The 18335-nt window shown below is 62.9% G+C and carries 16 protein-coding genes; 9 read left to right on the top strand and 7 right to left on the bottom strand.

The annotated features are described in order from the left end of the window. The first annotated feature begins 56 nt into the window (after nt 1–56). Both BMF89_RS01660 and BMF89_RS01665 read left to right on the top strand, forming a co-directional pair. Nucleotides 57–1076, top strand: coding sequence for an SDR family oxidoreductase (locus BMF89_RS01660; protein WP_078105356.1), 1020 nt, complete (start codon nt 57–59; stop codon nt 1074–1076). A 14-nt stretch (nt 1077–1090) separates the two neighbouring features. After that, on the top strand, nt 1091–1390 hold the full coding sequence (locus tag BMF89_RS01665) for a hypothetical protein (protein WP_139359503.1): 300 nt from the start codon (nt 1091–1093) through the stop codon (nt 1388–1390). A gap of 41 nt (nt 1391–1431) precedes the next feature. Here BMF89_RS01665 and BMF89_RS01670 read toward each other — a convergent pair whose 3' ends face one another. Next, entirely contained in the window at nt 1432–1932 is a 501-nt protein-coding gene (locus tag BMF89_RS01670) for a MarR family transcriptional regulator (RefSeq protein WP_253190651.1), read from the bottom strand. A gap of 82 nt (nt 1933–2014) precedes the next feature. Here BMF89_RS01670 and BMF89_RS01675 point away from each other — a divergent pair, with 82 nt between their 5' ends. Genes BMF89_RS01675 through BMF89_RS01700 form a run of 6 tightly spaced genes read left to right on the top strand, consistent with a single transcriptional unit; the run spans nt 2015 to nt 9430 of the window. Continuing rightward, nucleotides 2015–2470 carry a hypothetical protein gene (locus tag BMF89_RS01675; RefSeq protein ID WP_078105359.1) on the top strand — a complete coding sequence of 152 codons (456 nt, stop codon included), beginning with the start codon at nt 2015–2017 and terminating at the stop codon, nt 2468–2470. Continuing rightward, nucleotides 2467–3117 carry a gluconate 2-dehydrogenase subunit 3 family protein gene (locus BMF89_RS01680; protein WP_078105360.1) on the top strand — a complete coding sequence of 217 codons (651 nt, stop codon included), beginning with the start codon at nt 2467–2469 and terminating at the stop codon, nt 3115–3117. The genes BMF89_RS01675 and BMF89_RS01680 overlap by 4 nt, the downstream gene beginning before the upstream one ends. Beyond that, a complete protein-coding gene (locus BMF89_RS01685; protein ID WP_078105361.1) occupies nt 3114–4742 on the top strand; it encodes a GMC family oxidoreductase in 1629 nt (542 codons plus the stop codon). Before BMF89_RS01680 ends, BMF89_RS01685 begins: the two co-directional genes overlap by 4 nt. A 2-nt stretch (nt 4743–4744) precedes the next feature. Beyond that, the gene (locus BMF89_RS01690) at nt 4745–6538 is read left to right on the top strand and encodes a thiamine pyrophosphate-requiring protein (RefSeq protein WP_078105362.1); all 1794 of its coding nucleotides are present in this window, start codon (nt 4745–4747) and stop codon (nt 6536–6538) included. Continuing rightward, nucleotides 6538–7656, top strand: coding sequence for an enolase C-terminal domain-like protein (locus BMF89_RS01695; RefSeq protein WP_139359504.1), 1119 nt, complete (start codon nt 6538–6540; stop codon nt 7654–7656). The genes BMF89_RS01690 and BMF89_RS01695 overlap by 1 nt, the downstream gene beginning before the upstream one ends. A 16-nt stretch (nt 7657–7672) precedes the next feature. Then, nucleotides 7673–9430: a glycoside hydrolase family 15 protein gene (locus BMF89_RS01700; RefSeq protein WP_078105363.1), complete on the top strand. Its 1758-nt coding sequence runs from the start codon at nt 7673–7675 to the stop codon at nt 9428–9430. Nucleotides 9431–10461: 1031 nt separating this feature from the next. Here the strand turns inward: BMF89_RS01700 and BMF89_RS22295 are convergent. Then, entirely contained in the window at nt 10462–10731 is a 270-nt protein-coding gene (locus BMF89_RS22295; RefSeq protein ID WP_253190652.1) for a hypothetical protein, read from the bottom strand. Nucleotides 10732–11249: 518 nt separating this feature from the next. On the opposite strand from BMF89_RS22295, the gene BMF89_RS01715 reads away from it, so the two are divergent. Next, a complete protein-coding gene (locus tag BMF89_RS01715; RefSeq protein ID WP_216353771.1) occupies nt 11250–11588 on the top strand; it encodes a hypothetical protein in 339 nt (112 codons plus the stop codon). Between the two features lie 175 nt (nt 11589–11763). On the opposite strand, the gene BMF89_RS01720 is transcribed toward BMF89_RS01715, so the two are convergent. The 5 genes from BMF89_RS01720 to dctA all read right to left on the bottom strand — a co-directional run bounded on the left by BMF89_RS01720 (nt 11764) and on the right by dctA (nt 18280). Further along, nucleotides 11764–12828, bottom strand: coding sequence for a S1 family peptidase (locus BMF89_RS01720; RefSeq protein ID WP_216353772.1), 1065 nt, complete (start codon nt 12826–12828; stop codon nt 11764–11766). A 307-nt stretch (nt 12829–13135) separates the two neighbouring features. Beyond that, nucleotides 13136–13396, bottom strand: coding sequence for an META domain-containing protein (locus tag BMF89_RS01725; protein WP_078105367.1), 261 nt, complete (start codon nt 13394–13396; stop codon nt 13136–13138). A 506-nt stretch (nt 13397–13902) separates the two neighbouring features. Then, nucleotides 13903–14730 (bottom strand): IS21-like element helper ATPase IstB, encoded by an 828-nt coding sequence (gene istB, locus BMF89_RS01730; RefSeq protein ID WP_078105368.1) that lies wholly within the window; start codon nt 14728–14730, stop codon nt 13903–13905. Beyond that, nucleotides 14727–16403 (bottom strand): IS21 family transposase, encoded by a 1677-nt coding sequence (istA, locus tag BMF89_RS01735; RefSeq protein ID WP_078105369.1) that lies wholly within the window; start codon nt 16401–16403, stop codon nt 14727–14729. Before istA ends, istB begins: the two co-directional genes overlap by 4 nt. A 566-nt stretch (nt 16404–16969) precedes the next feature. Continuing rightward, complete coding sequence (gene dctA / locus BMF89_RS01740; protein ID WP_078105370.1) at nt 16970–18280, bottom strand: C4-dicarboxylate transporter DctA; 1311 nt, start codon at nt 18278–18280, stop codon at nt 16970–16972. Nucleotides 18281–18335: the final 55 nt, after the last annotated feature.

Consider the following 18335-nt stretch of genomic DNA (forward strand, 5'->3'; position numbering starts at 1 on the left):
CCCTGTGTAAAGGACGGAATGCTGAGGCAAGAATGCTGACACGCCAAGGAGCCACCATGGACAAAGCGGGGCGCATCGTCGTCGTCACCGGAGCCAGCGGCGGAATCGGGCGCGCTGCGGCAGTTGCCTTCGGCCAGCAAGGAGCCGTCGTTGCCCTGCTGGCCCGGGGCGAAGCCGGACTGGCCGGAGCCGCCCGCGAGGTGGAGGCTGCTGGTGGGCGAGCATGGACCTTGCGCGTCGACGTCGCCGACGCCGACGCGGTCGATGCCGCCGCCGAGCGAATTGAGCGCGAGCTTGGTCCAATCGATGTCTGGGTGAACGTCGCCTTCACCTCTGTCTTCTCCCCCTTCTCCGAAATTACTGCCCCCGAGTTCAAGCGCGTAACCGAGGTCAGCTACCTCGGCTACGTCTACGGAACCATGGCGGCTTTGAGCCGCATGCGACCACGAAACCGTGGTGTCATAGTGCAGGTCGGCTCAGCCCTTGCCTACCGGGGCATCCCGCTGCAGACCGCATACTGCGGTGCCAAACACGCCATCCAGGGATTCAATGAGTCACTGCGGTGCGAACTGCTGCATGAGTCGAGCAAGGTCCGAACCACCATGGTCCAGATGCCGGCGGTCAACACCCCCCAATTTTCCTGGGTCTTGTCCCGTCTTCCGCATCAGGCGCAACCTGTGCCGCCCATCTACCAGCCGGAGGTCGCCGCCCGGGCCGTCGTGTATGCGGCGGACCATCCACAGCGGCGCGAATACTGGGTGGGAGGCAGCACAGCCGGGACCCTCATCGTGAACTCCTTCGCTCCTGGCCTGCTCGACCGCTACCTGGCCAAGACGGGCTTCAAGGCCCAACAGACCTCGGAACGCCAAGCTGCAGACCAGCCGGTAAACCTCTGGGAACCTGCTGACGCAGCGAAGGATTTCGGGACGCATGGAATTTTTGACCGCAGGGCCGCCAAGCGCAGCGCGCAGCTTTGGGCATCCCAGCACCATGCGGCGGTGGGCGCCACCGCCGTCGGACTTCTCGCGGCCGTGGCAATTGCGGGCCGGGCGCTCTCGCGGACGGCGAACCGGTGAAGCCGCTGGAAGTCGTGCGGGCGGCATACGGCTTGTGCGAGCTGCTGGCGCCGGATTTCCTTTCCGGTCGACTGCTCGGCGAGGCTCCCGACGGCGGAGCCCGCCTGGTGATCCGGATCCTCGGCGCACGGCACATCGCCCAGGCGCTGCTCACGGCCCGGGCCGGGCGTACCGCCCACCGCATCGGCGGCAGCGTGGATGCGGCGCACGCCGCGAGCATGGTGCTGCTGGCCGCCCTGGACGGCAGGTATCGGACGCCGGCGACCGCTAACGCAGTCATTGCTCTGGTCTTCGCGGCGGGAGAATTCGAGTGACTACCGCCATCGGCACCCGTCCCCCCACTGAGCAGCGGCCATTACCCGTGAAGGTCGATGCTGAACCTGCCGTCTTGGGTACCTTCGCCACCGTCCGCCGCCGCAAAGGCATCCATGCCTACCGCGCAAACCCCGCGCAACTGCGCCGGCATCCGTCCCATCACCGCGGCAACGGCCTTGCGGCGGTGTTCCAGGACGGTGTTGACCAAGGCGGCTCCCTCGGGGGTCAGCGACAACGCCCGGTACCGACGGTCACCGGGGTCGTCGCGCCGGCCTATCAGCCCCGCATTGACGAGCCGGTCACAGATGCGCGTGGCGTTGGAGGGATGGACTCCGAGCTCCGCTGCGACGGCGCCGAGATTCTGCGGTCCGCGGGAGGCAATCATGACAAGCACACGCAACTGGGGACTCGTGACAATGTCCTCGACTTCCACGACCGACTGCGCCACTACCCGAAGCAGTACGTTGGCGGCCCTAAGAACCGCATCGATCTGGGCCCCATCTATCTGGGCCCCGGCGTCTCCGTCTTCGATTCTCTCCACGCACCCCAGTATCACCCTGGTGGTTGCGGGACAACAACGTTTGCGCCGCGGCACCGAACATGACTGATTGAGGAGGAACGCCATGAAACATGAAGCCGAGGGCGAAGTGAGCCACCTCATTGACCGCATGGTGAGCAACGTGAAGACGGGAAGATTCGAAAGATCCCTTTCGGGGCTCACGGCTGCGGGGGCTTTGGTGACGGCCGCGGAGATCTACTTCGAACATGACAAGGCCAGCTTCGGGACCAAGTGGATGTGGGTTCCGGTGGCGCTGGGTCCGGTGGGGGCCGCGGCCGGCGTTGCAGGGGTCTTCAGCCGGCGGATGGCAAAGACTGCGTTGCCGATCGCGAGCGCGGCAATAGTCGCCAATGGATTGCAGGGCACGTACCTCCACGCCCGCGGCATCGCCCAAAAGCCGGGCGGATTCGCCAATCTGCGTTACAACCTGGAGATGGGACCGCCTCTGCTCGCCCCGCTCTTGGTGACGTTTGTCGGCGGCATGGGGCTGCTCGCTTCGGTACTGAGGCGGGAACAATGAGCTCGCTTCCTTTGGACAAGGATGCCGGCGGTGGCCGATATCCGGGTTTCAGCACCGTCGCCCAATCCGGCCATTGGGACAAAGCCACCGCCGGCGTCGTCCTGGGCCGGCTCGCCCGGCCCGCCGACATCCGGTTCTTCACTCCCCCGGAAGAGGCCACCGCCCGAGCGCTGTTTGACCAACTGCTGGCCCAGCATGCCGAACCGCGCATACCAGTGGTCAATTTTGTCGACGCGCGACTGGCGGAAAACCAGACCGACGGCTGGCGCTACGACGACATGCCGGAAGACGGCGAGGCGTGGCGCAGATCGTTGGTGGCGCTGGATCGGGCGGCAGAGAAATCCTTCAACCAGATATTCGCCAACTGCAGCGACGAACAACAAGCAGCAGTGCTCCGGGGCGTCCGGGACCTCGGCACCTCGACGTGGCACGGCATGCCGGCCGGGCACGTGTGGGGGCTGTGGACGCGTTACGCCTGCACGGCCTTCTACTCGCATCCTTGGGCGTGGGATGAAATCGGATTTGGCGGACCCGCCTACCCGCGCGGCTACAAGAACCTCGGTGTCGGCAGGCTGGAACCGTTCGAAGTGGCCGATGCGAGGCCGCAGGAAGACCCAGTCGTTCCGGACCGAGAAGCCCGTCCATGAGCCAGGTACGGAGCCGCAACGAATCGGCGTGGCTGCTACCACCTCGCCCAGGCAGCATCCATCGCCTGCGCGAGGACATGCGAACGTTCGAAGACCGCGACGAACTGGACATCGTCGTCGTGGGATGCGGCGCGGGAGGCTCGACTCTCCTACAGCGGCTGGCCCGCGCGGGATGGCGGGCGGTCGCCCTCGACGCCGGGCCCTTCTGGGACCCCGAGCGCGACTGGGTGAGCGATGAGGCGGGATCGCACCACCTGTATTGGACCGATCCGCGAGTGATCGGCGGCGAGGATCCCGTGCCGCTGGGATCGAATAACTCGGGGCGCGGGGTGGGCGGCTCCATGGTGCACTACGCGGGCTACACTCCGCGCTTCCACCCCAGCGATTTCCGCACTTTCACGACGGACGGCGTCGGTGCCGATTGGCCCCTCGAATACGCGGATCTGCGCCCGTATTACGAGGACATAGAAGGGGAACTCCCGGTCGCCGGAGAGGCCTGGCCCTGGGGCGAGCCGCACCGGTACCCGCACCGTCCCCACCCCATCGGAGGCAACGGAGAGCTCTTCCTCCGCGGAGCACGGGCGTGCGGAATCACTGCCAAGGTCGGGCCGGTAGCGATCGCCAACGGCCGCTTCGGAAACCGGCCGCACTGCATTTACCGCGGCTTCTGCCTTCAGGGCTGCAAAGTGAACGCCAAGGCCTCGCCCCTGATCACCCACATTCCGGATGCCCTCGCCCACGGCGCCGAAATCCGGGCCGATTCGATGGTGACCCGCATCGGATTCGACGAAGGGACAGGCAGGGCCACCGGCGTCCACTATGTCCGCCACGGGAAGGAACGATTCCAGCGTGCCCGCACGGTCGCCGTCGCCGGGTATTCGATCGAAACACCTCGCCTTCTGCTGAACTCCACCTCCAGGAGGTTCCCCCAAGGCATGTGCAATGACTTCGACCAGGTAGGCCGTTACCTGATGGTCCAAGGAGCACCGCAAACGGCGGGCCGGTTCGACGCCGAAGTACGCATGTGGAAGGCCCCCCCACCTGAAGTCAGCACTGAGGACTTCTACGAAACGGATCCCGCCAAGCCTTACAAGCGCGGATTTTCCATCCAGACCGTCTCCCCGCTACCCATTGCATGGGCCGAGCATGTAGCAGCCCAAGGGCACTGGGGAGCGGATCTGCGCCGGTATATGAGCGATTTTCCCCATTGGGCCTGCCTCGGTGCGCTCTGCGAGTTTCTTCCGCTGGAAGGAAACCGCGTCACCTTGGCTGACGAAAAGGACCGGTTCGGGCTGCCCGTTGCCCGGTTCAGCTACAGCCAATGCGAGAACGACCGGCAGCTGATGGGTGCCGCCCAGGCCGTCATGGAGAAGATCTTGAAGGCCGCCGGTGCCGACGAAGTCATCACGATCAAACGGTTCGCTCATTTGGTGGGGGGAGCCCGGATGGCCGCCGACGAGCATCACGGCGTGGTGGACCGGATGTGCCGCAGTTTCGCCGTCCCGAACCTGTTCATCACCGACGGCAGCGTGCTTCCGACCCAGGGAAGCGCGAATCCTGCACTGACGATCATGGCGGTCGCGGCACGCACCGCCGAAAGACTAAGCACAGGGAAGGAAGATTGATCATGGCATCACAGACGGTCGCTGACTACTTGCTCGCCCGGCTCCGTGAATGGGGCGTGGACAAAGTCTTCGCTTTTCCCGGTGACGGCATCAACGGGGTGCTCGCCGCCTTCGGAAAGGCCGGCAATGAGCCGAAGTTCGTCCAGGCCAGACATGAAGAAATGTGCGCCTTCGAAGCTGTCGGCTACGCCAAATTCTCCGGAAAGGCCGGAGTCTGCATGGCCACCTCCGGCCCCGGCGCCATCCATCTGCTCAACGGTTTATACGACGCGAAGCTGGACCACGTCCCGGTGGTGGCGATCGTCGGCCAGACAGCACGCAGCGCCATGGGCGGTTCTTACCAGCAAGAGGTCGACCTGCTCAGCCTCTTCAAGGACGTCGCCTCGGACTATGTCCAGATGGTCACGGTTCCCGAGCAACTTCCCAACGTCCTGGACCGGGCCCTGCGGATTGCGCTGGCCAAACGCGCACCGACAGCGGTCATTATCCCTTCCGACGTCCAGGAATTGGAGTACACGCCACCGACCCACGCTTTCAAAATGGTTCCGTCCAGCCTCGACATGCGCTGGCCTGAAATCCAGCCCGACGACGACGCGATCCGTGGCGCAGCCGAGCTTCTCAACCACGGAAGCAAAGTGGCGATACTGATTGGCCAGGGCGCGCGTGGTGCTGCGGCGGAGGTCCGCGAGGTCGCCGAACTGCTTGGTGCAGGGGTTGCCAAGGCGCTCCTTGGCAAGGACTCCCTGCCGGACGATCTGCCATATGTCACTGGATCGATCGGCCTGCTCGGCACCCGGCCAAGCTATGAAATGATGCGCGACTGCGACACGCTGCTGACTATCGGATCGAGTTTCCCTTACACACAGTTCATGCCGGAAGAAGGGCAGGCTCGCGGTGTCCAGATCGACATCGATCCAGGCATGATCGGACTGCGTTATCCGTACGAATTCAACATCGTCGCCGATTCGGCGGCCGCCCTGCGGGCGCTGATTCCGCACCTGGAACGAAAGGAGGACCGGGCCTGGCGCATAGACCTTGAGTCCAAGATCACCCGGTGGTGGGAGACCATGCGCGCCGAGGCGATGGTGGAAGCCAACCCGATCAATCCCATGCGGCTGTTCTCGGAGCTTTCCGATCGGCTGCCGGAGGATGCGATCGTCGCGGCCGACTCCGGTTCCGCGGCCAACTGGTACGCCCGGCAGTTGAAGTTTCACGGCCACGTCCGGGGCTCCCTGTCCGGCAATCTGGCCACCATGGGCCCGGGGGTCCCCTATGCCATTGGGGCGAAATTCGCGCATCCGGAACGCCCCGCCATCGCCTTTGCCGGAGACGGCGCCATGCAAATGAACGGCATGGCCGAGCTCATCACCATCCAGCGCTACTGGCGCGAGTGGAGTGATCCCCGGCTGATCGTCGCTGTCCTGCACAACGACGACCTGAACCAGGTCACCTGGGAAATGCGGGCCATGGGCGGCGTCCCGTCCTTCCGTGAGTCGCAGGACCTGCCCGACGTCGACTATGCAGCTTTCGCTTCCAGCCTCCGGCTGCAGGGCATCAACGTCGGCTCCCCCGACGAGCTCGGAGACGCCTGGGAGAAAGCCCTCGCTGCGGACAGGCCTACCGTACTGGATGTGCGCACCGACCCCGACGTCCCTCCAATTCCGCCACATGCAACCTTCGAGCAGGCCCTCAACAGCGCCAAGGCTGTCTTGAAGGGAGACGACAGCGCCTGGGGCCTCATCAAGGAAGGAATCAAAACCAAGGCCCAGGAGTTCCTCCCGCAAAGGAGCGATTGATGGCCGTGACCGACTCGACGCTTACCCTGAAGTCCCTTGGCGTTTCGGCCTACACAATCCCGACCAGTACACCCGAGGCTGACGGCACGTACACCTGGGATGCCACCACGATGGTCCTGGTGCAGGCCACGGCCGGAGAGTGGACCGGGATCGGATGGACCTACGCGCCGGCCGCCTGCGCGGCTCTCATCAGCGAAACCCTGGAGCCGGCCGTCGTCGGGCTCAATTGCTTCGATGTTCCCGCTGCGGCCGAAGCCATGGCCCGGACCGTCCGGAACACCTCACGCCCCGGAATGGCAGGTTACGCCATCTCCGCCGTCGACTGCGCCCTTTGGGACCTCAAGGCACGGATCCTCGATCTGCCCTTGCACCGGCTCTTCGGTGCGGCCCGCACGGCAGTGGATGTTTACGGCAGCGGCGGTTTCACCACGTATTCAGAAGGGCAGCTCCGCACCCAGCTGGCGGGTTGGGCCGGTGATCAGGAGATCCCTCGGGTGAAAATCAAGATCGGGCAGGACCGAGGCACGAACACAGTCCGCGATCTGGCCCGGATCCGGCAGGCCCGGGAAACCATCGGCCCCGGCGTTCAACTCTTCGTCGATGCCAACGGTGGCTACACGGCGAAGCAAGCCGTGCGGGTTTTCGAAGCTTCAGCCGAGCAGGACCTGGCCTGGTTCGAAGAACCGGTGTCCAGCGATCATCTTGCAGGACTTCGCCAGGTCCGGCAATCCGTCACAGCCGACGTCGCAGCCGGCGAATACGGCACAACCCTTTTCTATTTCCAGCGGATGTGCGAAGCCGCCGCCGTCGACTGCCTGCAAGTGGACGTGAGCCGCTGCGGAGGGTTCACCGAGTGGTTCCGCGCTAGTGCGGTGGCGGCGGCACACGGGCTTGAAGTCTCCGGACACTGCGCCCCTAACCTGACCGTACCAGCGGCGGCAGGCACACCGAATTTCCGTCATCTTGAGTGGTTCCACGACCACGTCCGGATTGAGGAATTGTTCTTCGACGGGACCGGCGATCCGCATGGTGGCAGTGTGCGGCCCAGGGAGGATCGGCCAGGCAACGGACTCACCTTGCGGGCACGGGACGCCGAAAAGTACCGAATCAACGCATAGTCAGATGGAATCCGCAATGAAGTCCGACAGCACCCCGCTTTTTCCGGCCCAGGTTCTCCGCGAATACTCCCTGATAGGCGATGGCGAACGGGGCGCAGTGATCGGGCCGCGCGGAGACGTCGTCTGGATGTGTGCCCCGCAATGGGATAGCCCCGCCGTGTTCTCGTCGCTGGTGGGCGGATCAGGCGTGTTCGCCGTGACTCCCTTGAACCCGCGCCACGTCTGGGGAGGACACTACGACGACGGTACGCTGATCTGGAACAGCCGCTGGGTCACGACCGACGGGATCGTCGAATGCCGCGAAGCCCTCGCCATGCCCGGGGACCCCGCGATGACTGTACTCATGCGCCACATCCGACTCATCTCCGGGACCGCTCCGGTCCGGATCCTCCTTCAACCCCGGCCCGGCTTCGGCCGGAACGGGGTGGATTTCTTTCGGTCCAACGACGGAGTGTGGTCAGGTGCCAGCGACGCCGGAATGAGGCTCCGGATCAGCGGGATGGGCCAGGCAAAGGTGATCGACGGCATGCTCAGGCAAGATATTCAGCTTGGGCCCGGAGGGGAACACCACCTCGTTCTGGAGCTCTCCAGCAAACTCCTCCCGTCAAGACCGCCGAGACCCGCCGATCTCTGGGCTGCCACCGTGCAAGCCTGGAGCGCTTCGGTACCAGCCATGGACGAGACCGTTACGCCTGCCGACGCGCGCCGGGCGTACGCGGTCCTGCGCGGGATGACCGGATCGACAGGGGCCATGGTCGCTGCCGCCACCCTGGGCCTGCCGGAACGAGCCAAGGCAAAACGCAACTACGACTACCGATACGCCTGGATCCGGGACCAATGCTTTGCCGGTCAGGCCGCCGGAGCGGGGGCGCCCACCGACCTCCTCGACAGTGCTGTCCACTTCGTCAGCGAGCGTCTGCTGACGGACGGGATCAGCCTCAAGCCCGCCTATACCGTCACCGGGGGCAAGGTACCGGACGAGCACCCCCTCGACCTTCCCGGCTACCCGGGCGGCACAGACATCATGGGTAACCGGGTAAACAAACAGTTTCAACTGGACAGCTTCGGTGAAGCCCTGCTGCTTTTTGCTACAGCCGCGCGCCACGACCACCTCGAGGCGGTGCACTGGCTCGCCGTCGAACAGGCAGTGGCAGCCATAGAAGCAAAGTGGGACGTTCCCGATGCAGGCATCTGGGAACTCGGAAACGAACGGTGGACCCAGTCCCGCCTGAGCTGCGTCGCCGGTCTCAAGGCCATCGCCCCCTACGCCCCTGCCACACACGCCGCCGCCTTGGACCAACTGGCCGGTCTGATCCTCACACACACCCAGTCCACGTGCACCCATCCCAGCGGCAGGTGGCAACGATCACCCGCCGACGACAGGATCGACGCCGCACTTCTTCTTCCCGCCATCCGCGGAGCCTTGCCCGCCCGCGACCCCCGCTCCCTCGCCACCGCAGAGGCGGTGAGAAAAGAACTCCTCGACGACGGATACGTTTACAGGTACCGGCACGGGCCAGGTCCCCTGGCGGATTCCGAAGGCGCCTTCCTCCTCTGCGGATTCAACCTGGCACTTACGGAGCACCAGCAAGGCAACACCGTGGAAGCGGTCAGGCTTTTTGAACGCAACCGGTCCGCCTGCGGCTCCCCCGGACTCTTCACCGAGGAATACGACATCGAACAACGCCAGCTTCGCGGGAATTTTCCCCAGGCCTTCGTCCACGCCGCCCTGCTCGAAACAGCCCATCGGCTCGCCGAGGCGCGCGCACCCTGACGATCATCACACCGCACTTTGGACCCCGCCAGATGACGCTCCGGGAGCCCGCAGTAAGACAGCTCCAAAACCAAAATTTCACAGAACGGTATCTCGCACCAGAAGGCGTGCGGCCGTCCAAAGAGGGAGGGCGGCTGTGGAAAGCCCAACACCAGCGAATCCGAATAACGTGCAGCGACAACTGGCCATCTTTGACGTTGTCAGACGTGCTCCTGGCAAGAGCTTGCCGCAAATCAAGGCGATGCTGATCAAGGCGTTCGCCGAGCGCGCCCTCTCCAGGCAACCGGGAGCCTGGCTGGATGCTGTGGCATCTGAGGCGGCCTACGGAAAGCCTTATCTTATAGATCTCCCCGCAGCGGTAGCCGCCAACAGCATCTCAGCTGCTCCGGACCCGGAAGTCGAAAGCGACCTGCGCAAGCGCGGTATCCTCCGTTGGTCCGAAAACAGCACCCGCAGCCAGCACCCGACTCAGGCAGCCACAAAGACAACGGACGAAGGTGAGGAATCAGGACACCCTATGACCCCAGTAGCGGAATCGCGAAACAACCGCGATGCCGCGCACCCTCGTCGCGCTTCAGACGCGTCCAACCCTCCGGCGGGACGACTGATTGCAAGCGCGCTCCTCATCGCCTTGGCCGCGGCCGCGGTCGGCGTGGTCCTTCGCCAGCGTAGAGGGCGCCCCACTTCGCCTGCTCTCACAGTTGGCGCTTGCAGGTGAATAACTTGGAAGCGCACACCGACGCGCATGAGGGTCGGTGGTGGAGTCCGCCGGTATACGAACGATGGTAGGCAACACGGCGGTCCCATATCGCCTGGCAAGCAACAAAGACGGCACCTGATGCGGCCAGGACCACCCTCGCGACGGCATTCCAGGACAACGCGTGCACGGGCCACTACTCGCGCCGTGGGCAATAGCAAGCCTTGCACTATGCAATCGTTGTCGTAGTCAAATCCTCTCGATCGCCACATCGCTGCCCTTCAGCAGGCCACGCGCGACTTGATCGCCGTCGCCATGCGTAGTGCGGACGATGTCACAGACCTTTCCATGCCGCAGATGCGCATGCTGTTCGCCCTTTCGCGACCACGGCACGCTGCCCAGCGGGGCCCTCGCGCACGTCCTCGAAGTCTCCGGATCTTCGGTGACCTCTGGTCAGTCGTGAAGCCATGACGGTGTATCCATTGATCCACAGCAGCAACACCAGCAACGTCCATGCGGCGCGCTTATTGCCATCGATGAGCGGATGGAATCGGTACCGGTCGACAACCTGGAGTGCGTCCTCGATCTCCAGGTACGCTGCCACTCGTCCTCAAGACGGGTGGGCATGAATCTCTATGTCCGCTAAGACCTTGGGTGCCTTTCGTTGCTGCTGTCGGATGTGCGACGGAAGACCGTGCTGTCTTCGTTCTTATCGATCATGATGCGCCCTTTGCCGTTGTTCTGGATGATCCAGAAGACCCTTCGGTCCATGGAGAGCATGTCGATTCGTCCCGACGAAATTCGTCCGTCGGCGCGGCGGATTGAGACTTCGTCTGCGTGAGAATGTCAATCTCATTTGAGCCCACTTGGGCCGAGAATTGCAGTTTGAGTTGAGCCCACACTTCACGTTCCTGAAGGCAAATCGCAACTTGATCTGGACCCACCTCGATAGGCGTGTCTTGTAGCAGTCACCCGGCCCCTTTAGGTCCCGGTATGGTGGCCTGAATCGGGCCAGTGCAGCTGTCCTTGGGTGACCTGGGTCCTGCCGGCATGGTTTCGCGGTGACCGGGTGTCAAATGGTCTGTGTATCAGGTTCCCGATTTGAGATGAGCGATGGGCGGCGTGACTAGCACCGAAGGGCCCGAGGAACAGGATTCATCGTTTGGTTCCCCTGAACCCCTGAGCGACGACGATACCTTCGCCGTCGTCGACGATGCTCTCACCGCGGTGGCCGTTCGCCGCGGCAGCAACCTCAGCAACGACCTCGAGATGATTGAGCTGCTCGCGTCCCTGAGCGAGCAAGCCGAGCGTTGCCTGCCTGAGGCCGTCAGTAATGCCCGGGCCAAGGGCTCCACCTGGGACCGGATCGCAGGTCTGCTAGGCACGAGCCCCGACGAGGCACGCCCGCGCTTCGATCCTGACTCACCTATCGCCGACGGCAGATGGCCCTACTGCTTCTGAAATCCGCCCGTGACCCAGTAGCTTGCTCAAGGTCCACGGGCTCGACCAGGTCACTGGCGGGCCGCGGTCCTGACCGCTTACACCCTTAGGTCTGTGGCTGACATACTTCCAGCAACGAGAAGTCCCGGCACCTGATCTGGTTGATGAGGGGCCGGGACTTCTACGGCAAAAGCGTCTACCAGGTAACCAAGCTCATGCCGAGGCTGTTGGCAATTGTCCGGGTGGAGGTGAAGAGCACATCGGGTGAGCACACATTTGCACCCTGGTCGTGTACCGATCCGCAATTGTTCGTGTCAGCGTTCAGCACCGCTTGGATCATCCCAACAGCACCGACCGATCCATCGGAGCGAGGCATGAGGACGGGGCCGCCGCTGTCACCCTGAATCGCGGCAATCTGGCCGTAAATTTGCTGATAGCCCTCAATGTTGTAAGTGCCACCGTAGCCGTCGTTCCACCAGTAATACATGCCGATGACCTGGATATTGCAGTGCACTCCGGAGTTGCCGCCGCTCGTGCAGATCATGTCGCCCGGGGAGACATCCTGGAACCCGGAGACGGCTTTCGAGTATCCCGCACTGTTATTCCAGGCACCGTCGAACATCCAACTGCTGCCCGTGCCGTCAAGCAAGGATGCCTGGCCATCGGGGGAGTCACGGAGTTCATACCCTACATAGACCCCAGAGTTGTCACGGTCATAGTAAGAGCCTTGGGGGCAGTGGCGTGCAGTTACGGCATAGGAGCGGTTGGCGTCTTTCAGCGAGAAGCCCGTGCTGCAGGTATGGCCTGATTCGATCATGTAGTCGCCGGAGTTGAACGGCGCGTAGTCATTCGAGCGCGTTGCTGTTGTCGGAGTCGCTCGGCGGTTGTCGGTCACTTTCACGGGCCCGCCAGCTGCCATCGCTGCGGTTGCTGACACCTTCGCCAGGTCCGGGGCCGACTGGCCAACGGAGTGCCCTTCGATGGCGATGGCGCCCTCGTCATCGCGCACGCCCACGATGCCATCGACCTGGAAACCGAGATCCTTGAAGGCCTTGCTCTGGGCATCGATCTTGGTAATCGCGGCCTTGATTTGCGGAAGCGAGTATGGACGTTCGGAGAACGTAGCGTGGATTCCTCGCGCATTTGCCTCGGCAAGGACCTTGTCACGTAGAAGCGACGGGCCCTTCCATAGAATCTTGGTGGACAAGGTGTTTGCGTTGTTGACCTGTTCTACATATCCGGCTTCTTCCACTCCAGGCACCGATGTCACCCAATGCTTGAAGTCGGATAATTTCTGCTGATTAGCCACGAATGTCGGGCCAGTCGCCTCCGTGTAGCGGTCGATCTCGCTTGACCCCGGAGGGGCTGTCGGCGAGGTCGTAGCCGCCACCGCAGCGCCACCACCGATTCCGGTTGAGACCAGCAGAATTGCCGCCGACGCGCGGACAGCAAGCGATAAGAACTTCAATTTACCCCCAGTTTTGATTAGTTCATCGATATTTGATTTTGCACAGGTCGGCTACAGCGGGCCGTCCGCAATTAGGGCGTTGGTCCGCGCAGCGTGGTCATTATTTGCTTTTGAAGCTGAGAGTGTCGGTTCCGCTCTTCCATGTCAAAGTGTCCTGATTAAAGGTCATTTCAATAGGCTGTTTCAGGAACTGTACGACCCATTTTTCCTGTTCAGCCGGGTCGCCGACGCATCCAACCGCTCCGAGCGCCAGCTTTTCGACAACGAGAGTGCTCCCTTTGATCATTGCCGGTCCGCTGATCGGATTACATGGGGTCTTCGCGGTGAGCTCGAGTCCACCATTTACTGAATTCAGCTCCACCGTAAGCCCTCCAGCCGCTACCCACGGAAGGGTGGCGCCGTTCGAGCTCCCCGAAATGCTGACGTATTGAGAACACGGGGCAGAGGGGAGGAATGGCGCGCAGGATACCTGTGGAGTTGCGGAACTGATCGGAGGCGGAGTGGGTACCGCTGTGCCGGCTTTGCCGACCGGACCGGACGCACAAGAAGTCATAAGCAGGCCGACGAAAAGTAGGCAAAAAGTCGATTGCGACAACCGAGAACGCTTCATCGAATCCCCCTGAACATTGAAGCTGATCGGAGCATATATGTGGATGAGGTTTTTGTCACTCAGTTTCTAGTATGTTGTTTTCGACGATTCCTACGAACCTCGATTTTCACGAGAGGCGGGGTGAAGATCACCACCCTTGGAGGGGAATCGTGGATGCCATTTGGCAAGGTCCGGTGTGTTGCTGTGATGGTCCGCGAACGGGAGTGATTGGTGGTGACCCGTATTGTCGGTTGTGATGGCTTACGCAACCAAGTCCGTTACAGCTGTCCGTGACCAACGAGGTTCTGTTGTTTGCTGTGGGCCATGCGGTAGGAATCCGTGCCCGTTTCGATGATCGTGCCCTTGAACGTGAGGCGGTCTACGATCGCCGCGCACAGGCGCGGATCCGTGAAGGTCTTCGTCCAGCCCGAGAAGGATTCGTTCGTTGCGATCGCGACCGAGGCTTTCTCTTCCCGCTCGGTGAGGACCTGGAACAGGAGTTCGGCGCCGCGTTTGTCCAGTTCCATATAGCCAAGCTCGTCAATGCACAGCAAATCAACGCGTCCGTAGCGGGCGATGGTTTTGGCGAGTTGCTTTTCGTCTTCTGCTTCGACGAGTTCGTTCACGAGCCGGGTGGCGAGGATGTATCTGACCCGGAAGCCCTTCTCCGCAGCCGCGGTGCCGAGGCCGATGAGCAGGTGGGATTTGCCGGTCCCCGAGTCCCCGATCAGGCACAGGGGCTGGCCTTTGCGGATCCAGTCCCCGGTGGCCAGGGTATTGATCGTTGCCTGGTTGATGTTCGGGTTGGCTTCATAGTCGAAGTCACCGAGCCATTTATCCCGGGGGAAGTTCGCCGACTTCACTCTTCGGATGGACGAGCGGCGGTCCCTGTCATCACACTCCGCCAGCAACAACTCCGCCAGGAACCCTTGGTAGGAGAGCTGTTCCTTCCCTGCCACGCTCAGCGCTTCATCCAGCACTGCCCTGATCGTGGGCAGGCGCAACCGCCGGCAGGCTTGGTCCACGGCCGCGACTGCTGCCTGTTCGGTCAGGCCGCGGCGGCGGCGAAGGGTCTGGGACACAACTACGGGTGCGGTGGGGCTCATGAAACCTGCTCCTTTGACGGCGGGGTGGATGATGGCTGGGCGCGGAGCCTAAGCAGTTCGTCATAGCCGGCCACTGAGGGTAGCGGGCGTTTGTCCGGCGGGAGTCCGGCGATGACCGCTGCCGGGTCTGCCAGGCGGCGCTGGGTGAGACTGAGAACGCGGTGCTCGGGAACATCGGCTTTTGCCCCGGGATCGCAATCGGGCCGGACCCACCCTGCTAGCCTTTCGGTGGCAACGCGCCGGGCTTCCACGGCGACGACGTCCGCGCTCACGGCACCGACTTTCAGAGCTGCGGTGATCCCGGCGATGACGTCTTCGGCTTCCATCGCGCGGTGCAGGAGGAGCACATCAATGAGTTCCCGGGTCGCTTCGGCATCACCATCGGTCCTTCGGGCTGCGGCCCAGAAAGCGTCATGAGCCGGGGTGAACACCCCTGATTCACGGGCCTGTGCCAACGCCGTGGACCCGGGCAGCGCACCCGGTTTTATCCTGAGAACTTCAAGATAGTGATCCAGTTGCACGCATTGCCCGCCCCGAGCCACGGTCCTGGGATGGGCAGCGATCAGGGTCCTGCCATCGAAGATCCGCACCTCGGTAGCGCGCAGGGAGACCCGGACTTTACGGTTGATGAACCGCGCCGGAACCGAATACTTCGCGGAACGGACTGTGATGAGCGCGGAGCGATCCACCCTGGGTGTGAGGACAAGGCCCGGATCGAAGTCCTCTTCCGGCAGCGGTGCCAGCAAGAGCTGTTCAACGGCGAAGTCCTGCCCGATCGTGCGTAACCGCTGGGAGATCCGGCGCCGGTCCTCATTCTCGTCCCAGGACCGGAGCTTCTCGTTCAGCTCGATCAATGATCCTGCTACCGGAACCGGGGTCAGGAAGTTCCGCCGGAACCGGCCGACTTCACCCTCAACCCCGCCCTTTTCATGAGCCCCGCCGAGTCCTGGTTCGCAGTAAAAGGAATCGAAACCGTAGTGGGATTTGAACAGGACCCATCGCTCATTCTCAACGCGTTGGCGGCCGGCGCCATAAACGACTTTCGTGACCGCGGAGGTGAGGTTGTCATACCGGATGTGCTTCGTCGGGACACCGCCCAAGGCGTTGAATGCTTCGATATGCCCCTCAAGGAAAGCTTCCTGCGCGCAGGTAGGAAAAATTCGGTGAATGGACTTCCCCGAGTTCGAGAGCCGGTAAGCAAACATGTAACAACGGGTGCGGACTCCCGCCAGATCCACCCACACGTCACCGAAATCGACCTCAGCCTCCGCGCCCGGGGCGTGTTCCTGAGGCACGAAGACTTCCACCGGGGCCCGCCCGGCCTCAATGGCGATCTCCGCCCGGCGGGCCTTCACATACTGGCGCACCGTCGAATACGAAATGACCGCCTGGTGCTCATCAACCAGGCGGTCAAAGACCCTTTGGGCGGTATGGCGCTGCTTCCGCGGAGCATCAAGATCCGCGATGAGCATCTGATCGATCACGGCCCGGAATGGTTCCAATCTCGGCGCCCTGCGGGCAGGAATCCTACGGGTCGGAGGTTCAGCGGCGGCGAGGGCTTGCCGGACTGTCCTGCGGGAAACATGATGATGTCTGGCCAGCGTCCGGATCGAGAATCCCTTGACGCGTGCGTCCCGCCGGATCCTTGCAAATAACTCCACCCTCAACTCCATCACTGCCTTCCATCGTCGGAAAAACAACCCTGATGAAATCAACGTTGGAGTGGGCTCAGTTCAAACTGCGATTCATCGACCGGCGAGCCGCCAAGTGGGCTCAAATCAAACTGCAGAAGTGGTCTCCACTCAAACTGCCATAATCATCTGCGCGGGCGAGTTTGTTCCAGTCCGGTATGCACTGCATTTGCGGCGTCGGAGCGCCGCTCGGTGCCTGCGTGAGTTCGTCCGGAGTGGTCTTTTGCAAGAGGGGTGTCATGGTGTTTCCTGGACTGTCTTTGGTCTTGTTTGATCCGGTCCGCGTGGGGACGGGGCGGGGAACAGTGTGCCTGCTCCCCGCCCCGTTGGCATCGGACCCGGCTCCTGCGCCCGACTTTCGGGTTACCTGTTGCGATGGAATATGCAGGGCCTGGTATCCGATGCGGCTTTTTGGAGGGGCCGCTGAGTCCCTGATTCGGTTTCGAAGGGTCCCCGGGGCGGCTGCGCGGAGATGTGTCGGTGTGTCTGGCGTTCCTCCGCGTCAGGCCCCGTGCAGGGGGTAGGAGCCTGACTCGTGGTGGGCTCCCTCAGTGGGCCATGGCGGGTTCGCTCAGCTGGTGCTTTTCCGCCTCGGTGGGCACGAAGCCAGCTTTGAGTTCGGATTGGAGCTTGTTGGTGTCGAGCGCGTGCTGCCACTTGGCAATGGCGACGCACGAGACGATGTTGGCCATGGTGCTGGTGAGGGCGCGGGCTTCGCTCATGAAGCGGTCGATGCCGACGATGAGGGCCACGCCGGCAACCGGAAGCGTGGGCATGACCGTCAGGGTCGCGACGAGGGCGACGAAGCCGCTGCCCGTCACGCCCGCTGCACCTTTGGAGGTCAGCAGCATCATTCCGAGCATGAGCAGGATCTGGTCCCAGCTGAGATGGATGTCGCAGGCCTGGGCAATGAACATCGAGGAGAGCGTGAGATAGACCGCGGTGCCGGTGAGGTTGAAGGAGTAGCCGGTCGGGACCACGAGGCCGACGACACCGCGGTCGCAGCCGAGGCGCTCGAGTTTGGAGAGCAGGCGCGGAAGGACGGGCTCGCTTGAGGATGTGGCGAGGACGATGAGGAACTCGTCGCGGAAGTAGCGCAGGATCCGCCAGAGGCTGAAACCGGTGAGCTTTGCGAGGATGCCGAGGGCGAGGACCACGAAGATGATGCACGCGGCGTAGAAGGCGAGGATCAACATTCCAAGATTGCCGATCGAGTGGGCCCCGTACTTGCCAACCGTGAACGCCATGGCGCCGAACGCCCCGATGGGGGCGACCTTCATGAGGTAGCCGAACACGACGAACAGCAGTTTGTTGAAGCTGTTGACCACGTTCAGGGCCAGCTGGCCCGGTGCGCCGAGCTTACTGAAGGCGAAGCCGCAAAGCAGCGCGATGACGAGCACGGGCAGGACTTCGCCGTCGGCAAAGGCTCCGATAAAGGTGGTGGGGATAATGCTCAGCAGGAAGTCGGCAGGGTTGCTGCTGGGCAGTTGGGTTGTGTACTTCGAGGCGACCGAAGTATCGAGGCGGGCCGGGTTGATGTGCATGCCCACGCCCGGCTGGAAAAGCATGACCGCACCCAAGCCGATGGCCAGCGCCACCAACGTGAGCACGTAGAACAAGCCCAGTGAACGGATCAGGGTCGGGCCGACCTTCTTGGTGTCGGTCAGGGAGGTGATACCGCTGACGATGGTGCAGAAGACGATCGGCGCGATCATGAACTTCACAAGCTTCACGAAACCGTCGCCGAGCGGTTTAAGGGAGGAACCGAGGTCGGGCCACAGCGCGCCGACGAGGATGCCGAGCGCGACGCCGATGAGTACCTGGACATAGAGGTGTCCGAGAATGGATTTGATCTTCATTGAACAACTTCCTGGGTGAATGCCGCATCAAATGATGGCTAGGGCGGATTGAAGG

Source organism: Arthrobacter sp. SRS-W-1-2016, assembly GCF_002009585.1.
Classification (GTDB): Bacteria; Actinomycetota; Actinomycetes; order Actinomycetales; family Micrococcaceae; genus Arthrobacter; species Arthrobacter bambusae_A.

Coding starts and splice junctions, on each gene's coding strand:
- BMF89_RS01660 (WP_078105356.1), top strand. CDS start 57: ATGGACAAAGCGGGGCGCATCGTCGTCGTCACCGGAGCCAGCGGCGGA.
- BMF89_RS01675 (WP_078105359.1), top strand. CDS start 2,015: ATGAAACATGAAGCCGAGGGCGAAGTGAGCCACCTCATTGACCGCATG.
- BMF89_RS01680 (WP_078105360.1), top strand. CDS start 2,467: ATGAGCTCGCTTCCTTTGGACAAGGATGCCGGCGGTGGCCGATATCCG.
- BMF89_RS01685 (WP_078105361.1), top strand. CDS start 3,114: ATGAGCCAGGTACGGAGCCGCAACGAATCGGCGTGGCTGCTACCACCT.
- BMF89_RS01690 (WP_078105362.1), top strand. CDS start 4,745: ATGGCATCACAGACGGTCGCTGACTACTTGCTCGCCCGGCTCCGTGAA.
- BMF89_RS01695 (WP_139359504.1), top strand. CDS start 6,538: ATGGCCGTGACCGACTCGACGCTTACCCTGAAGTCCCTTGGCGTTTCG.
- BMF89_RS01700 (WP_078105363.1), top strand. CDS start 7,673: ATGAAGTCCGACAGCACCCCGCTTTTTCCGGCCCAGGTTCTCCGCGAA.
- istB (WP_078105368.1), bottom strand. CDS start 14,730: ATGAGCCCCACCGCACCCGTAGTTGTGTCCCAGACCCTTCGCCGCCGC.
- istA (WP_078105369.1), bottom strand. CDS start 16,403: ATGGAGTTGAGGGTGGAGTTATTTGCAAGGATCCGGCGGGACGCACGC.
- dctA (WP_078105370.1), bottom strand. CDS start 18,280: ATGAAGATCAAATCCATTCTCGGACACCTCTATGTCCAGGTACTCATC.